This window comes from Salinibaculum salinum (genome assembly GCF_037645885.1).
GTDB classification, from domain to species: Archaea; Halobacteriota; Halobacteria; order Halobacteriales; family Haloarculaceae; genus Salinibaculum; species Salinibaculum salinum.
The window spans coordinates 16,427-32,628 of the sequence record NZ_JBBENW010000019.1; the positions used below are offsets into that span (position 1 = coordinate 16,427).

Below are 16,202 nucleotides of genomic sequence, written 5' to 3' on the forward strand. Positions count from 1 at the left end.
CAGTACGGTAGAATGACTTCGAAAGGTCGGTGACCTTTGAACCCGAGAGCATGGACAATCACGGGTTCAAGGTGGCTCAGAAGGATCTTGGTACTCTGTCACTCCTCGCCGCGGAGGGATTCGATTCGCGTTTCGAGATCGTCGATTGCCTCTTCGACGCTCTCTTTGGCCTGGTCGCTCAGCTCTTCTGCTTCGTTCACTGCCTCGTCGAAGGTGTCTCGCAGACGCTGGACAGCGGTCTCGATGTCGTCGGATTCACTCATACTGTAGCCGCTTCTACAATCGGTGGGCAGTTAGAGATAACTCCAGTTCCTATTCGATGGGAATGACTGGGAATTTTCATTTCCCGTGGGTTCCATTCATCTCATAGACCAATGGCACCACTAGAACTGACGAGTCCGGTCTTCGCGGACGGCGAACAGATTCCAGACAAGTACGGATACACAGCGGAGAACGTGAACCCGCCCCTCGAAATCGAGGCTGTCCCTGCGGATGCTGAATCACTGGCGCTTGTGATGGACGATCCCGATGCAGTCGAACCGGCGGGCAAGGTCTGGGACCACTGGGTCGTGTGGAATATCGACACCGAGACGACGACGATTCCCGAAGGCTGGGACGCATCCGGAGCAGTCCAGGGACAGAACGACTACGGCGAACAGGACTACGGCGGTCCGAATCCGCCGGACAAGGAACACACCTATCGATTCAGACTGTATGCGCTCGACCAGCAGTTAGAACTCGACGCAGATGCGACGAAAGCAGACCTTGAGACTGCACTGTCCGGGAGCGTTCTCGAGGAGACCACACTCGAAGGAACGTACGCACCGTGACCCGGACACATCTCTCGTCCAGCAATCCCAGCCCAAGCGCGCGTGTCGACCGTACGAAATCCGTGTTAGCGTCGGCTGTAAGTTGACGGACCCCGTTACCCGGTGTACGGGGAGTTCGTCGTCTGGACTCGACACTGTATGACAGACCCAGACGAGCGGTCGGGAACGAGTACGTATTCGACGACACTCGGAGACCGTCTGAGTGAGGCGAGTCGGCTCTGGGTCGGCGCGCTAGCGACAGTTCTCCTCTTTCTGTTTTCCATCCAGTTGCTCGGGACTGCGACAGAAGCGGCAGAGCCGGTCATCGAACGGATACTGCGGCGTATCGTCGTCGATGATAGTTCTGCGCTCGGGCTGAGTTGGCTAACCACGTACGCGCTGACGAACGGGTCGGTCGTGGCGGCGCTTTCACTGTCCTTGCTCAGGTCCGGTCTCGCCTCCGTCTCGGAGACCTTTCTCATGATAATCGGGTCCCGCCTTGGCGGTGCCGCAATCGTCGTTCTCGTCGGCGCAGTCGACTATCTGCACCGTCGCCGCGACCGGACGCTGAGTGAGGGGACTAGTCTGGGGCTGCTGACGTTTCTGGTCACGTTCACTATCTACATCCCGGTCACTGTGCTCGGACTCGTCGTCCTGGGGCCGTTCCGGTCTGAACTGCTCGCCGTGACCAGCGGATTCGACCTGTCGCTCCGGTCGGTGCAGTACATCGAGCCAGTCACCGACGCCGTCACGCGAGCGCTAGGTCCCGGGCCCTCGCTGGTCGTCGCGTTCGCGTTACTGTTCGGGAGCCTCTGGCTATTCGACCGGGTCCTCCAGCGGGTCAAGACTGAGACGTTCCGGCGATATGTCTTCCAGCATTTCGAACGACGGTGGATGGCCTTCGGTATCGGACTCTTGCTTACTGGAGTTACGACGAGCGTCGCCTTTTCCCTTGGTATCATCGTCCCACTCTACAATCGCCAGTTCGTTCGCCGTGCGGAGATTGTGCCATACATTCTCGGTGCGAATATCGGAACGCTGTTTGACACGCTTCTCGTGGCGTTCGTCCTGGAGACGACCGTCGGAGTCGCCATCGTCGTGCTGATAATCGGGCTCGCGACGCTCCTGACGAGTGTGGCCTTGGTCCGATACGGCTCGTACGTTGCGGTCATCGACCGCGTCCAAGACAGGCTCCTCGAAGACCGTCGCTCCTTCATCGGCTTCGGTATTCTGCTGCTCACACTACCTCTCGTATTCTTACTCCTCCCGCACCTCTGAGACACATACCAACTCAGTTCGACTCAGAACGGGAGTCGGGCAGTAAGCGACTGGTTTCCCGACTGTTTGTCGGAAGCGCACCCGAACTGACACTCGAACCGCCCGTACTGCGCCGCATCCTCGCCACGGGAACGTTCCCAAACTCTACAGATTCATTCGCTGCCGGAGGTCCGACTGGACCCGCTCGGCCGTGGCCGTGAGGCCGTCGCTGATATCGACCGGATACTCGGCGGGGTTCTCGATGGCTCGCACGTCGGTCGGAAGTCTCTCGAGAGTCTCGAAGGTCCGGTCACGAATCTCGTCGAGTGTCGGGAACTCGTAGACGAATTCACCGTCTCTGATGACATCCACGAGCAACTCTTCGCCACCGACGTCCTCGTCCGCGCGGGCGAGGATATCCCGGTGAAAGCCGTCGTCGTCGCTGAACCGACGGATGCTCTTTGCACCGGGATAGGTCACCTTGCCTTCGGAGAGTTTCATACTCGGTTGCATCTCGCCGTCTCGTTCGACGGCGACGAGTTTGTACACCGGGTTCAGCGTCGGAGCGTCCTTGCTCGTCGTCAACGCAGTCCCCGGTCCGAAGCCGTCTGCAACGCCGCCATCGGCGAAAAACTCCCCCAGGAAGAACTCGTCGACACCGGAGGAGACGAACACGTCCATCCCGTCCGGAAGCATCTCGCGAACGTCTTGAGAGAGTGCTGCGAGGTCACCCGAGTCGAGTCGAACGCCGCGCACGTCAACGTCCGTCTCGCGGGCAACCTCGATTGCCGTCTCCGTGCCAGCTATCGTATCGTAGGTGTCGACAAGCAAAACAGAATCCTCGCCGTACACGTCGACGAATGTTTCGAAGGCGTCACGCTCGCTGGTGAAACTCTGAATCCAGGAGTGGGCCATGGTCCCAAAGACTGGAATGTCGAACCGCTCGCCGGCGGCATCGTTGGAGGTGCCGTCGACGCCCCCGGCGTAGGCGGCGCGAGCGGCCTTGAGGCCGGCGTCGGTGCCGTGTGCTCGTCGAGAGCCAAAATCGACCAGCGTCTGGTCGTCGCCGTGTTTGCGAACAACGTCGCGCATCCGAGCGGCTTTCGTGGCGATCAGACTCTGGAACCCGACCTGATTTATCAGGAGTGTCTCAAACAGCTGTGCCTGGTCGATCGGTGCCGTGACCTCGATGAACGGCTCGTTCGGAAAGACTGCGGTTCCCTCGGGGATAGCGCGGACGCTTCCGGTAAACTCGAACTCGGACAGGTACTCGAGAAACGCTTCCGGGAACCCCTCTTCCCGGAGATGGGCGAGTTGGCGCTCTCCGAACGAAATATCCTGCAGATAGGCAATTGCCTGTTCCAGGCCCGCAGCGATGACGTATCCACGATTCGTGGGCAACGACCGGAAAAACAGCGAAAATGTCCCGATGGGGGTGTGGTCGGCCTCGCGGTACGCACGCAACATCGTCAGTTCGTACCGGTCCGTGAACAGACCGAGATCGTCGGGCGACAGGTATCCGAATCGAGGGGTCTCGGCAGTGGTCATAGACGTACTTCATTCGCCCAGAACAAGGATGTGTCGCTGACGGACGCGCTCTGCGTTCGCAAAACGGCCGGTGAGTCGATTGGAGTTCGTCAAGAAACGTCTGTAACAGATCGGTGAGGTAGGCATCTTCTAGTCAGCGCCTAGAAGCAATTACGGATATATCCACGTAATGGAAAATGATGGTGACTAAATACATTATGATGTTACTAACCTCAACATCAGTCTGTGAAATTCCGGTTCAGGTCATGGTTCGGTTGCGAAACCAGACCGGTCGATTCGTCCAACGCAAGTCGTCGAGCAGTTCCCAGCCCCACGAGTACTTCTTTTGAAGACCGAATGGCGAGACGATGTTGGGAATTGGTGGCCAACAGAAGGAGTAGTCAGTGAATACCGGTCCACTCGTTTGTCTTACTCGTGTACTGGACAATAAGTATCGCACTGTCTTTGCTCGCCTGTTGAAAACTTGTCGTCGACTTATTACAGACGAGTGTGAACCTCCAGTATGGTCATCGACGTAGACGTTCCGACACCGCCGGACATCACGAATCGCGGAATTCCGGACACAGTCGACTCCGATGCAGTAACGAGTGAAATTAGCCTTCGGCGTGAAGAACTCGAAAAGATTCTTCGGCAAAACGCCTGGCAGGAAGGCTTCGAGGAGTGGTGGCAGTACACCGACCTTTCGGAAGCGGACATCCAGTGGGCCGAGGAACTGTCTCTGTTCCATGCGTTCGACTTCTTCTGGGACAGCGAGGCCGGACGACTCCGATACGTCACGCCAGCAGTACCCGACGAGTGGGGTGACGACGCCGAAGAGGCTGTCTCTCCTGCATCGGTCGTCCAGAGTGAACTCGGAGAACTCGGAGACACTGTCGCCGAAACAATCGCCACCAATTACGTTGACTGGGGCGAGAGAGAGTTGTCTGATCCCGTCTGGAGCGTCGATTCGTTCGGTCAGGTGCCAACGAGAGACGAAGAAGAACGGTGAATGCACAGCGTGTCAGCTGATATCGGTAACGAGTTCCGTGAACCGGCCACCCGGTGCCTCGATAGCTTCGATTTCCTGTTTGACGGAGCCACCTGTGACACCCGAGACGTTCGATAACGGCAGAACGATTTCCTGGGATTGGTCCTCTGAACTCGCCCAGGCGAGGTCTCCGATTATCTTGACCTCCTCGCAGTCGATGCGCTGTTCGTGCTCGCCGAGGGGTTCTTCGAGAAACACTGTTGCACTCATGGCCTATTGTCAGATAGTGTGATGGACACACAAATAGCTATGCCGTCGTGATATCTGGCGTCCAGCAACCGGGGACGAGACGGCCGCAGTCACGACTGCTCTTCGACGACGACAACGTCGCGGCCGGCCGCCTCAGTCAGCTTTCGTCCAACGCCTGAAAAGTGCGTGTCGTGGTCGCCGTGTTTGCCGATGACGATAGCATCGGCATCGACTTCGTCGGCATACTCGAGGATAACTTCGTGCGGAAGTCCTCGCTTCGTCTCTCCGTCAGCAGGGACGTCCTCGCGGGCAGCCATCTCGACCACGTCGTCGACAGTCAGTGCCGCCTCATCTTCTGCGTATATCCTCGCCAGTTCCGCCGACCCGAGGGCGGGGTCGTCAAATCGCCGGTCGTCCACGACGCAGATGACGTGTAACGGTACATCCTGCTCTTTCGCTCGTTCGATCGCGGCCGTGGCTGCCTGCTGGCTGTATTCGCTCCCATCGGTAGCCAGGAGAATACTCCCCATAGGTGCGCTACGAGATGAGAGTGTTTAATTCTATGTTGCCAACTAGCATATCTCACATGTCGTGGCAGCCGGCTCGGTTCATTCCTGGGCAGACCTGTCGCTGTGATACTCTCTCCAGCGATTCTAACGATCTGCGAACGACCTCTGTGTTCTTAGTACGGTCTGAGCGTAGTCCCGGTATGGGAGACCCGTTTGTGATCATCGGTGGAGACGCTGCTGGAATGAGCGCCGCGAGCAAGGCGAGACGTGAAGATCCTGACCGCGATATCGTTGTGTTCGAGCGCGGCGAGTGGGTTTCGTATGCCGCCTGTGGGATGCCATACTACGTGAAAGGTGACGTAGAAACGCTCGACGACCTCGTTCAGGTGACGCCAGCGGAGTTCAGAACAGAGCGCGATATCGACCTTCGAACGGAGCACGAAGTCGTCGGAATCGACCCCGACAGCCAGAGAGTCACGGTGACGACAAACGGCGAGCGGTTCGAGCAACCGTACGACACGCTGCTCATCGCCACTGGTGCACACGCAATCGAGCCACCGCTCGACGGTCGCGACCTCGACGGTGTGTATACGATTCACGCGATGGATGACGCTGACGCGATTCAAGACTACATCGACGAGATGGAGCCAGAATCAGCGGCCATCGTCGGCGGTGGCTACGTGGGCGTCGAGATGGCGGAGGCACTGGACGCACACGGTATCGACGTTTCCGTCTTCGAGATGCTGCCACATATCCTCCAGCCGTTCGGCGAGTCGGCTGCGACCGTCATCGAGGACCATCTCCGGGACCAAACCGTCGACCTCCATCTCGAAACCTCGGTCGACGGCTTCACTGGCAAGGAGGTGGTCGACGGCATCGTGGTAGACGAGGAGACGATTCCAGTCGAGATGGCCATCGTGGGTGTCGGAGTGGCTCCGAACGTCGAACTCGCCCAGCAAGCCGGCATCGAAATCGGTGAGACCGGTGCCATCGCGACCGACGAGTTCGGACGCACGAACTACGAAAACGTGTTCGCGGCCGGCGACTGCGCACAGTCGAGACACGTCGTCACCGGTGAGCCCGCCCACGTTCCACTGGCGCTGACTGCAAACCGCGCCGGGCGAGCCATCGGCCAAACTGTCACCGGAACGCCGACAACAGTCGGCGACATCGCCGGGACAGCTATCGTCAAAGCGTTCGAGTACGGCGCAGCGCGGACGGGTATTCTGGACGAACAACGTGCGCGCGACGCCGAGTTCGAACCCGTCTCAGTCGAGATCTCTGCGCCGACCCGAGCACATTACTACCCGGGGGCCGAAGAACTCACTGTGAATCTCGTCGCAGACCAGCGAACGAACCGTGTTATCGGTGCGAGTCTCGCGGGGCCTGACGGGCTCAAACGCATCGACACTGTCGCTACGGCGTTGCACGGAGAGATGACCGTCGCCACCCTCGAAACACTCGACCTGGCGTACGCGCCACCATATAGTCCGGTCTGGGACCCGGTTGCGACGGCAGCGAGGGTCCTTAACGGACGGGTAGAGCGTACGGAGTAACGATTCGAATCGCCTCGGGCATCAACGAGTTGCATCGACAATCAACTACCAGTCACACAAAATACGATGACCCCGAAGAAAGACGGACGGATACGGTCGCCGGTCGAGTTTCTACTATCGACCCAGGCCGAGTTCGCTGACGTGAGCGCAGAGACGATTCGAAGAGCGGCACTGTTCGATGACCGCCTCGAAGACGTCCTGTCTGTCGAGGTAGGCGAAACGCCGAGTGAAGTGGTTTACAGCGAGAACAAACTGGAGCTCCGCCGCTACGAGTCGGTCACGGACACCCGGCACGACGTGCCGATTCTCGTCGTCTACGCGCTTATCAACCAGCCGTACATTCTCGATTTACAGCCAGACCGAAGCGTCATTCGTCGGTTTCTGGAAGCGGGCCACGATGTCTATCTCATCGACTGGAACGAACCGTCGCGGCTCGACCGTCGGTTGGGGATTCAGGATTACGTCGACCGATATATCGACAACTGCGTCGATTTCGTCCGGGAAGCGTCTGACCAGGAGTCGATTAACGTCCTCGGATACTGCATGGGCGGTACCCTGTCAGCGATTTACGCTGCCCGCTACCCGGAGAAAGTGAATGCCATGGCGCTACTGGCTACCGGACTGTACTTCGACGATACTGGGGGAATCCTCGAACTGTGGGGCGACGAGAACCACTACGACCCGCGGGCATTGACGCAGACGTACGGCAATGTCCCGGGCGAGTTTCTCGATGTGGGTTTTGCACTGATGAACCCGGTGACAAACTACGTCTCGAAGTACGTCCGTCTGTTCGAACGAGTCGAAAACGAGGACTTCGTCAGGAACTTCGCACGGATGGAGACGTGGCTTTCCGAAAGCATCGACGTGGCGGGCGATGTCTACGCCGAGTTTCTCGAAGAGATTTACCAGAAGAACAGTCTCTACAAGAACGAACTGGTCGTCGACGGTGAACGCGTCGACGTTAGGAACATCGAGATGCCACTGCTCCAGATCGTCGGTGAGTACGACCACCTTGTTCCGCCGGAGGCGAGCAAACCCTTCAACGACGTCGTCGGAAGCGACGAGGTGACGACTATCGAGTATCCGACCGGTCACGTCGGACTCGCAATGTCCACGAATGCGCACAGAGATGTCTGGCCGGAAGTCGCCGAGTGGTTTCTCGACCAATCGAAGCAACCGGGGCTTGCCGAGGTTATCGCTGAGGGTGTCGAACAGGCTCTCGGCGTCGATATCGAGACGGATGTGACGGTGGGTGATGTCGACGAGATCGAAATTAGCGTCGCCGACGAACAAGATGACACCGCACGGGCGGTGATTCGTCAAGACGTACAGAGTATCAGGGCTTTTCTCGAAGACACACTCGACAGCGACATCGAAATCGAAGTCGGCACGAGCGGTACCACTGTTGCAGTTGAGACCGACGATGGCGTCGAGGTGGAGTTCGTAGAGACCGTCGGAGAGGCGACGCGGGCCGAAATCGAGGAGGCTATCGAAGATACCGATATCGCTGCAACCTACGACCTCGAACACGTCGATGGAATCGGCCCGACGTACGCCGGCCGACTTCGTGAGGCAGGTATCGAATCAGTCGGGGAACTAGCTGTCAGCGATCCGAGCACGGTCCGTGAGTCAGCACAGACCACAATTAACCTCGCACGGAAATTGATCGACCGGGCGCGGGCGCTACTCGACGCACACGAGGCTGTCGAGACACCCTCACAGGACTGAGCCACTCAGGAATCTCATCCCTCGGCTGAGACACTGTCAAGAGTCTTGCAGGCGGTCAGTCAAGCTTGTTCTGCCCGACTCCCGGCCAGTTCAGAACCACTCCCGAGCCTTCAGCCGCGTCGTCAACTGGATGGTCTTTCGCAGCCCTCGACGAATCAACCCACCGGAGTTCGGAATACCCTCACCGTCATCGTAGTCGAGGCCGCGGACGACGACGGCGGGTATCTGCTCGTCGGCCTGGCCGAACAACAGTGCAGACCCTGCCGTGAGTTCGTTCGCCAGGAGGTCGAGGCCCCCGATTTTTGGTTCGCCGTAGAGGTCCGTTCGACCAAAGTTACTGTCCACTGCCTCGATACCCGAACAGCCGACAGCGAGATCCATCGTGCCGGCACCCATAATTTCGGAATCTGCCAGCACGACCGCCACATCGGCACCGGTCTGTTCCTCTAGCCCCCTTCGAATTTCCCGCGCGCTCCTGTCGGGGTCCTCTGGCAGCAACGTCATCATCCCTTCAGGAGAATTCGACCAGTCGACGCCAGCGTTCGAACAGAGTCGACCGTCGCGGTCTGTTAGAAGCGCCGAGGGCATCTTTTCGATTGCCTCCTCGGCAGCCTCACGGTCGGCTGCATGTTCGAGGATGAAATCTTCTCCAATGTCTGCCACCGGAATTGCCCCCAACACCTCACTTTCCTCGTAGATGACAGCTACTTCCCGCGGGTCGAGGTCAGTGACGCTGGCAACGCGCTCGGCACGGTCGGTCACTGTCACGTCGTCAGCTTCGACGAACCGGTTCTCTGCAATCGAGACGATTTTCGATGTCAGTACGACTACGTCCCCATCTTCCAACGGGTACTCGTCGGTCGTCGTCTCCACGAGCATCTCCACGATATCGTCTTCTGGCTCAACTCGTCCGATATCGATCCCTCGAAATGTCAGCTCTGGCATACGCTCGACTATTCACGTCGCTGTCAAATCAAACCCCTTGGATTCGTTGTGTTTTCGAACGTCGAAACGGATTGCTACGTTTCGCCTTCGACGACGATGACTTCACGGTCACTTTCCTCGACGAGCGTTCTCCCGACCCCTCCGAGATGTTCGTCGTGTTCTCCGTGTTCCCCGATGACGATACGATCAGCCCCGATTTCGGCGGCGTACTCCAAGATGAGTTCGGACGGGACCCCGTGGCGAACGTCGCCCTCGACAGTGATGCCGGTTCCATCTGCCATTTTGGACACCTCTTTGACGCAGTCGTGTCCGTGGTCTTCCGCCTCGATTGTCTCGTACTCTGTCGAGCTGAACGCGGGCTCGCTAAGCTTTCGTTTGTCGACGACACAGAGGACGTGAAGAGACGCGCCTTCCTCGGCTGCGAGGTCGACTGCGTACTGGGCAGCCCTGCGGGCATATTCGCTTCCGTCTGTCGCGAGCAGAATGTGGTCGCTCATATCCAGAGATTTTCGGGCAGCGAAAAAGAGTTAGCCATGATTCCTGCACAGTGAAAATCACCTCGCGTGTTCGCTCCAGGTGCACCAGAACTCGTTGAGATGGCCGGACGAGCTGAGGTGGTCTTTCTCGATGCACGGGAACGACGCCGTTCTTCTAAGGCCGTTCGTCTCCAATATTCGCATGTATGTCAGCTGACCTTCCGACACGAGACGAACTCAGAAAGGGACTCACCGTTGAAATCGAGCAAGAGAACGGCGACCGGCTCGTCGGTGAGATCGGTGCCGTACTGACCGACGAGCGGACGCATCCCGACGGGATTCTCGTGAAACTCAAATCCGGCGTTCGGGGGCGTGTCAAGCGCATCGGCCCCGAGGTCTGACTCAATCGCTCCGGCCGGTAACTGCGGCCGCCACCCCGTCAGCACGGAACGGCACCAGTTCACGAGCGTCTTGCCTGGATGCCGACGAACGAGCCGTCTCCGTAGCCTTCTTCGACCTGTTCGGGCTCGTCGAGGTCCCCGGGCCACTGGAAGATGGTCTGCACGAATTCGAAGTCGGTGAATCCGGCCGTTTCCAGTTCGTCGAGGAGTTCGTCGGTCGAGACGAAGGTAGCCTCTTGGTAGAAGGGGTTGTTCGCTTGCTTTTCCTTGTATATCTGTCCCACGGGACTATCTTCGTCGATGTAGCCCATCACGAGCGTGCCGTCAGAGTCGAGGACTCGAGCGGCTTCGGAGAGCGTCTCTGCCACGTCGTCGACGAAACAGATTGTGGTGACCAGCAACGCCGTCTGGAACGCGTTCTCGTCGAAGGGGAGGGACTCGGCGACCCCTCGAACAGTATCGATTCCGCGCTCGCGTGCGAACTCGAGCATCTCACCAGAGGGGTCGAGGCCGACATCGATTCCGAGTGGTTCGGCGAATCGCGCACTCCCGACACCGATTTCGAGGCCGTACCCAGCTGGCAGGAGACGACGTATGGCGTCTAATTCCGACTCGTAGGCACTCTCATTTTGCTCGAACCACTCGTCGTATCGTTCCGTGTGTTCTTCGAAGGGCGTGGCTTTCGGCATATGTAGCTGTACAGACTACGGCTATACCAGTGTTCGGTCTCTCTGGAGAACTGACTGGCTGATTCGGTGGGAGGCCAGCGACCCACATACCAGCCTGTCTCTTTTTTACACACCATCCCGAAGTCCCTGTATGACAATCGAAGAAGGTGACCGGGTGAAAGTAGCGTTCACTGCGACGTATCCGGACGGGGAACTCTTCGATACGTCTTCCAGAGAAGTGGCAGTCGACCACGGTCTCGAGATGGACAAGCGATTTAGACCGATTGTCCTCGAAATCGGGGCTGAGCCAGCAATCGAGTCGCTCCAGGATGGTTTACTCGGGCTAGAGAACGGAGATACTGCCCAAATCGAGGTTCCACACGAGGACTTTACGTTCACCTACGACCGACACGAGTTCGAGACGATGGTCGATACTCCCGTCGAAGTCGGCCAGGAGATCCACGCCATGACGGGACTGCTGGGTGAAGTAGTCGAGGTGACAGACGACTCAGTGACCGTCGATTTCGACCCCGAACGATCCGGGGAGATGCTGACGTTCGACGTCGAAGTCCTCGATGTCGAGTAGCGCGCGCACGTCGTGTGTCGACCGACTGTCTGTCTCTCAAATAGGCTTTCGGCAGCCGTATTTTACTCGTCGCTATTGGGTTGGCCCAGTTCTTCGGCGATCGCCTCGAATATCGCCTCCTCACGGTCAGCAATCTCACCGATCAGACTCGCAGCCTCCTCGAAGCGAGCGGGATGCGGGTCGTCCGCGGTCAGGATATTTTCCAGGTGATCGGCGACGGTTTGCCACTGTTCACCGACACGGGCCATTCGGTCAGACAGGTCGTGGGGGAGTTCAGTACGCTGTCCCAACTCCTCGATCGAATCGGCATACAGCGCTCGGAACGCTGCCCCTTCGCCGTGTTCGTCGATGCTTCGATGGGCAGCCGCCACCGGTTGGTCCGGTTCGGGAAGGTCCGGCCACGCACCGAGATAGTCCCCGAACGACCGCAGTGCTGCGAGTCCCTCGGCACCCGGTCCTCGTGCGTCTCGCTTGATCTGGAGCGGCTCGAGCATGTACGTTGCAGTCTGTCGGAGACCGGCAGCAGCCGCGTCCGTGCCATCGTTGGTCGTTCTCGCGCGGGTGACAGTGAGGTACTCGTTATCCAATGGAATGATCCCGTCGCTGGCCCAGGCGCTCTGTAGCGTCGCGCGGGACACTTCCTGTCGCGCCTCCATCGCCCCATCTGAGAGTATCACGGTTTCTTCGTCGTAGCCTATCATGACTGCGACGTGAGGCGGTACGTGGTCGGGTTCGTCGGGGAGGTACGGCAACGGCGTCGGGTCGAGAAACACGAAAACGGGATCATCTTCGTCGACGCGCATCGTCGCGTTGTCCCAGGCAGTTTGGAAGTCGTCTCCGCTCCGAAATGAGTGTGGGACACCGAGTCGTTCGAAAAACGCCCGCTCCAGCCAGGTGGAACTGGCACGGAACGTGACCCACGGTTCTTCGGGATGGTCGTACAGGACGAACGCCGGACCACCCCCGATTCCGAAACAGGTCGCTTCGCTGTAGTTCCAGCCGTAGTACTGTGCAACGTTCCGAAGCGCAATCGCCCCGCAGTGGCTACCGGGTTGGTGGTCGTACCCTTCAACGAGTTCCATACCACGCCTACGGTCAGCGATGAAATAATTCCTCTACCCCACTAACACAATCCAAGGAGGACACTGTCGAATACCTTCATCGAATCTCTTCGAGAGCCACGAAGGACTCCTCGTGAGCCAGAACCCACTCCGCGAGCAACGCTCGTTCACTCTCTGGCAACGGTGAAATCGTACACGTCTCCCCACCGTCTGCTCGTTCCGTAACGGTGGCTACGAACACCTCGCGTTCGACCGATTCTGAGGGTGTGGTGCCCATACTGTTTATTCCGTGTCTGTCGCAGTGGGTTCGGACGGTCGCATTCGACTCACAGTGCAGCGTTTCTGATCGTCTTCTCCAGAGTGGTGTGTCCTGTTGGCGAACGCACAGACAATACCGGAATTCAGACAGAGCACCATGGTCGTCTCACTCAGTCTTCCCCTTCGAGCATCCAGCCAAAGCGCTTCTCCCAGAACTCCTCACTCCGTGGCTTCTTGCTCTTTTTGTGCGTCTTTTTGTCTCGAATCCGGCGTTCCAGGGTGTCACGCGCTTCGTTGAGCGCGTGGCTCGCACCGTACCCCTCGCCGGAGGCGATGTACAGTCCTCTGTCGGTATGCAGACGAATCCGGGCGAGCAGGAGTGGCGTTCCGCGGCGCTTCTCGTCGTGCTCGTGGAGATGGACCTTCGCGTCCAGGACGTTCATTCCGTGGTCTCTGTCGTCGAATTTCTCGACCATCGCGACGATGTCGTCGTAGCTCATGTCGTCAATCAGGTCGGTACCGTAGACCTGAACCGCCCGATTACCGCCGGCTTCCCAGGTGAGCGAGTCGAGAACGTCGGTCTTCGTGATGATACCGTAGGGGCTGCCGTTCTCCGTGACCACCAGCGACGATGCGTCGATTGCGAACATCTCTTCGACGGCTGCTTCGAGTGTTTCGTCCGGACGAATCGTCCGCACCGGTGACGCCATCACGTCACGGACCGGGAGATCCAGTACGCGTGCAAGTTCCCCTTCCCTCGCACCAAACCCCCCGCCGCGCGTACGCCCTGCGCTGTCAGACAGGTTGCCGCCGAAGGAATCCTGTCCACCCCCCTCGCCACCCTGGCTCTGGTCCGCATCTCGTACTGTAACTCCGGTCACATCGTAGAGACTCAAGATACCGAGCGCGTTGTCGTTTTCGACGACCGGCAGGTGAGTTATCCGATTCTCGCGGAAGATGTGGAGCGCCTCCCCGAACGTCGAGTCGGGATCGACAGTGACGAGGTCAGTACTCGCGGCTTCAGAGACGGTTGCTGCGTCGAGAAACGGTTGGACCGCTTCGAGAATCCCGTCGACAGTGACGACACCGCTCAGGTCGTTGCCGTCGAATACCGGGAGGAGGTGTGCGTCGCTGTCGATCATGAGCTGGGCGACTTTGCGAATATCCTCGTCGGGCGAGAGTCGGGGGACGTGCCAGACCAGCGAGCGGAGCTTTTCGTTGGGCTGGTGGTGTGACCTTGCGAGTTGCCGTCTCGTAACGACACCTTCGAACTCGTCACCGTACACGACGACGCCTCTGGTTGTCCGGTCTTCGAAGATACCGACGAGTTTCGAAACAGTTGTTTCCGGTTGTAATTCCACGTAGTCCTCTGAGACGATATTTGCGATGTTCATGGTTGTGCGCATCCGTTCGTACTGGCTGCTCGTTCTCCGGTCTCGGTGCTTGACCACCGATATGTGATGCTTCGTTGTCGGATCTGAAGTAGTCGCCGGTCACTATTCTTCGAGGTACGCCATGGCCTCTTCGTCAGAGACCTGTTCGAAGCGGTCGTAGAACTGCCCGACCCCTCTGAAACTGCTCGGAGTCTCGAGACAGACGACTTCGTCGGCCATCGCTTCGAGTTCGTCGATACTGTCGGGTGGTCCGACCGGGACCGCCAGCACGATACGTTCGGCATCGGTCTCTCCGAGCATCTTGAGACACGCCCTGGCCGTGGACCCCGTCGCGACGCCATCGTCGACAACCGCCACGGTCTTTCCAGCCAGGTCCGGTTCTGGCCGGTCACCTCGATAACGGTCGGCCTTCTGCCGTGCGTTCTCCGCCTCTTTGGTTCGCTCGTTTTCGAAATATTCCTCGTTGGAGCCCGTCCCACGAAAGGCCTCTTCGTTCCGCCAGACGGTCCCGTCGCTGGCGACGGCGCCGATAGCGTACTCCGGGTTCCCGGGTGCGCCGATTTTCGATGCGACAACAATATCCAGCGGCACGTCGAGCGCATCGGCCACGGCTCGACCCAGCGGAAGTCCACCTCTGGGGATCGCGAGCACGATATCTACGTGAAGGTCGCGCTCTCGAAGCGCGTCACCGAGCTGTTCGCCCGCCTGGGTGCGGTCTGTGAATCGGTGGGAGTCAGCCATGAGCCTTCGGCTGAAGTTAGACTCGAAGATGCCTGTAACACTCGGACGTTCTCACGAGTCTGGAATTGCCGTGTGACTAATTGACGCGAAAGCATTACTTCCGCCATGAGACAGACGGCGGAGAACCCAACCCGGATTCCGGTCGACGGCGTCGAACTCGACGGGATACTCGACATCCCGGCCGACGCATCCGGACTAGTCGTGTTCGCTCACGGGAGCGGCTCCAGTCGGAAGAGTCCGCGGAACAACTTCGTCGCAGAGGTAATCCGGGACCGTGGTCTCGGAACACTGTTGTTCGATTTACTCACCGAATCAGAAGACCAGGTCCGCGAGAACCGCTTCGATATACCTCTGTTGACGGACCGTCTCGTTGCCGTTACTGCGTGGCTGGGTAACCGAGATGACACGCGTGATCTGAACGTGGGTTACTTCGGTTCCAGCACGGGTGCCGCCGCCGCACTCAGGGGGACGGTCCGTCCGGACAACAGTGTCGATGCGGTAGTGTCACGCGGTGGCCGCGTCGACATGGCCGCGGAAGTCCTCGAAGAGATTCGCGTCCCGACGCTATTTATCGTCGGCGGCGCCGACACCGAAGTACTCGAACTCAACCGGGAGGCCTACGAGCGTCTCTCCTGTGAGAAGGAACTACACGTCGTCGAGGGAGCGGGACACCTCTTCGAAAGGCAGGCAGAACTCGAAGAAGTCGCGGATGTGGCAGCCGACTGGTTCGCAGAGTCGTTACAGTGAATCGCTGTCCGTGTTTGTCTGCCGCTGTTGAATCAGCACGCGTCGTTTTATTCCCGACTGCTCTATTGCCCAGCGTTCATTTTCGCATCGAACCGTGACGGCAATCCGGCGGTTGGCCGTCGTCGACACAAAATCAAGTTCTCATAGACTTATGAGAAATATGTTTTAATCCGAAAATCAGTATAAATATATGGAATATATTATTAATACTTCGATGATGTTATGGCTGTATTCAACAGTCTAATTATTATATATCTCTCATTTATCTGAGGGTGGAACTGCTTTCGATGACTGACGTACTG

General features: G+C 58.5%; 19 protein-coding genes. 8 read left to right on the forward strand and 11 right to left on the reverse strand.

Going from position 1 to position 16,202, the window contains the following annotated elements; translation table 11 throughout:
- Positions 1 to 98: 98 nt before the first annotated feature.
- Positions 99 to 263 (reverse strand): hypothetical protein, encoded by a 165-nt coding sequence (locus WDJ60_RS15070; RefSeq protein ID WP_340101437.1) that lies wholly within the window; start codon positions 261 to 263, stop codon positions 99 to 101.
- Positions 264 to 374: 111 nt separating this feature from the next.
- Here WDJ60_RS15070 and WDJ60_RS15075 point away from each other — a divergent pair, with 111 nt between their 5' ends.
- On the forward strand, positions 375 to 830 hold the full coding sequence (locus tag WDJ60_RS15075) for a YbhB/YbcL family Raf kinase inhibitor-like protein (protein ID WP_340101438.1): 456 nt from the start codon (positions 375 to 377) through the stop codon (positions 828 to 830).
- 138 nt (positions 831 to 968) lie between these two features.
- Positions 969 to 2,087, forward strand: a complete 1,119-nt coding sequence (locus tag WDJ60_RS15080; RefSeq protein ID WP_340101439.1) for a sodium:phosphate symporter — start codon at positions 969 to 971, stop codon at positions 2,085 to 2,087.
- A gap of 144 nt (positions 2,088 to 2,231) precedes the next feature.
- On the opposite strand, the gene WDJ60_RS15085 is transcribed toward WDJ60_RS15080, so the two are convergent.
- A complete protein-coding gene (locus WDJ60_RS15085) occupies positions 2,232 to 3,614 on the reverse strand; it encodes a nicotinate phosphoribosyltransferase (protein WP_340101440.1) in 1,383 nt (460 codons plus the stop codon).
- 502 nt (positions 3,615 to 4,116) lie between these two features.
- On the opposite strand from WDJ60_RS15085, the gene WDJ60_RS15090 reads away from it, so the two are divergent.
- Positions 4,117 to 4,602, forward strand: coding sequence for a DUF7992 family protein (locus WDJ60_RS15090; protein WP_340101442.1), 486 nt, complete (start codon positions 4,117 to 4,119; stop codon positions 4,600 to 4,602).
- Positions 4,603 to 4,614: 12 nt separating this feature from the next.
- Here the strand turns inward: WDJ60_RS15090 and WDJ60_RS15095 are convergent, their stop codons facing one another.
- Positions 4,615 to 4,851 (reverse strand): hypothetical protein, encoded by a 237-nt coding sequence (locus WDJ60_RS15095; protein WP_340101443.1) that lies wholly within the window; start codon positions 4,849 to 4,851, stop codon positions 4,615 to 4,617.
- Positions 4,852 to 4,940: 89 nt separating this feature from the next.
- Positions 4,941 to 5,360, reverse strand: a complete 420-nt coding sequence (locus WDJ60_RS15100; RefSeq protein ID WP_340101445.1) for a universal stress protein — start codon at positions 5,358 to 5,360, stop codon at positions 4,941 to 4,943.
- Positions 5,361 to 5,539: 179 nt separating this feature from the next.
- Here WDJ60_RS15100 and WDJ60_RS15105 point away from each other — a divergent pair, with 179 nt between their 5' ends.
- The gene (locus WDJ60_RS15105; protein WP_340101446.1) at positions 5,540 to 6,895 is read left to right on the forward strand and encodes an FAD-dependent oxidoreductase; all 1,356 of its coding nucleotides are present in this window, start codon (positions 5,540 to 5,542) and stop codon (positions 6,893 to 6,895) included.
- A 66-nt stretch (positions 6,896 to 6,961) separates the two neighbouring features.
- A complete protein-coding gene (locus WDJ60_RS15110) occupies positions 6,962 to 8,623 on the forward strand; it encodes a class III poly(R)-hydroxyalkanoic acid synthase subunit PhaC (RefSeq protein ID WP_340101447.1) in 1,662 nt (553 codons plus the stop codon).
- 90 nt (positions 8,624 to 8,713) lie between these two features.
- On the opposite strand, the gene WDJ60_RS15115 is transcribed toward WDJ60_RS15110, so the two are convergent.
- Positions 8,714 to 9,568 carry a coenzyme F420-0:L-glutamate ligase gene (locus tag WDJ60_RS15115; protein ID WP_340101448.1) on the reverse strand — a complete coding sequence of 285 codons (855 nt, stop codon included), beginning with the start codon at positions 9,566 to 9,568 and terminating at the stop codon, positions 8,714 to 8,716.
- 74 nt (positions 9,569 to 9,642) lie between these two features.
- Positions 9,643 to 10,065 (reverse strand): universal stress protein, encoded by a 423-nt coding sequence (locus WDJ60_RS15120; protein ID WP_340101450.1) that lies wholly within the window; start codon positions 10,063 to 10,065, stop codon positions 9,643 to 9,645.
- Between the two features lie 185 nt (positions 10,066 to 10,250).
- On the opposite strand from WDJ60_RS15120, the gene WDJ60_RS15125 reads away from it, so the two are divergent.
- Positions 10,251 to 10,445, forward strand: coding sequence for a DUF2196 domain-containing protein (locus WDJ60_RS15125; RefSeq protein ID WP_340101451.1), 195 nt, complete (start codon positions 10,251 to 10,253; stop codon positions 10,443 to 10,445).
- Between the two features lie 59 nt (positions 10,446 to 10,504).
- Here WDJ60_RS15125 and WDJ60_RS15130 read toward each other — a convergent pair whose 3' ends face one another.
- Positions 10,505 to 11,134, reverse strand: a complete 630-nt coding sequence (locus WDJ60_RS15130) for a class I SAM-dependent methyltransferase (RefSeq protein ID WP_340101452.1) — start codon at positions 11,132 to 11,134, stop codon at positions 10,505 to 10,507.
- A gap of 130 nt (positions 11,135 to 11,264) precedes the next feature.
- Here WDJ60_RS15130 and WDJ60_RS15135 point away from each other — a divergent pair, with 130 nt between their 5' ends.
- Positions 11,265 to 11,699 (forward strand): FKBP-type peptidyl-prolyl cis-trans isomerase, encoded by a 435-nt coding sequence (locus tag WDJ60_RS15135; protein WP_340101453.1) that lies wholly within the window; start codon positions 11,265 to 11,267, stop codon positions 11,697 to 11,699.
- Between the two features lie 62 nt (positions 11,700 to 11,761).
- On the opposite strand, the gene WDJ60_RS15140 is transcribed toward WDJ60_RS15135, so the two are convergent.
- The 4 genes from WDJ60_RS15140 to WDJ60_RS15155 all read right to left on the reverse strand — a co-directional run bounded on the left by WDJ60_RS15140 (position 11,762) and on the right by WDJ60_RS15155 (position 15,153).
- On the reverse strand, positions 11,762 to 12,781 hold the full coding sequence (locus tag WDJ60_RS15140) for a BtrH N-terminal domain-containing protein (protein ID WP_340101454.1): 1,020 nt from the start codon (positions 12,779 to 12,781) through the stop codon (positions 11,762 to 11,764).
- Between the two features lie 76 nt (positions 12,782 to 12,857).
- Complete coding sequence (locus WDJ60_RS15145) at positions 12,858 to 13,037, reverse strand: DUF7511 domain-containing protein (protein WP_340101455.1); 180 nt, start codon at positions 13,035 to 13,037, stop codon at positions 12,858 to 12,860.
- 151 nt (positions 13,038 to 13,188) lie between these two features.
- Positions 13,189 to 14,412 (reverse strand): CBS domain-containing protein, encoded by a 1,224-nt coding sequence (locus WDJ60_RS15150; protein WP_340101456.1) that lies wholly within the window; start codon positions 14,410 to 14,412, stop codon positions 13,189 to 13,191.
- Positions 14,413 to 14,514: 102 nt separating this feature from the next.
- Positions 14,515 to 15,153 carry a phosphoribosyltransferase gene (locus WDJ60_RS15155; RefSeq protein ID WP_340101457.1) on the reverse strand — a complete coding sequence of 213 codons (639 nt, stop codon included), beginning with the start codon at positions 15,151 to 15,153 and terminating at the stop codon, positions 14,515 to 14,517.
- Positions 15,154 to 15,258: 105 nt separating this feature from the next.
- Here WDJ60_RS15155 and WDJ60_RS15160 point away from each other — a divergent pair, with 105 nt between their 5' ends.
- The gene (locus WDJ60_RS15160) at positions 15,259 to 15,900 is read left to right on the forward strand and encodes a dienelactone hydrolase family protein (RefSeq protein WP_340101458.1); all 642 of its coding nucleotides are present in this window, start codon (positions 15,259 to 15,261) and stop codon (positions 15,898 to 15,900) included.
- Positions 15,901 to 16,202: the final 302 nt, after the last annotated feature.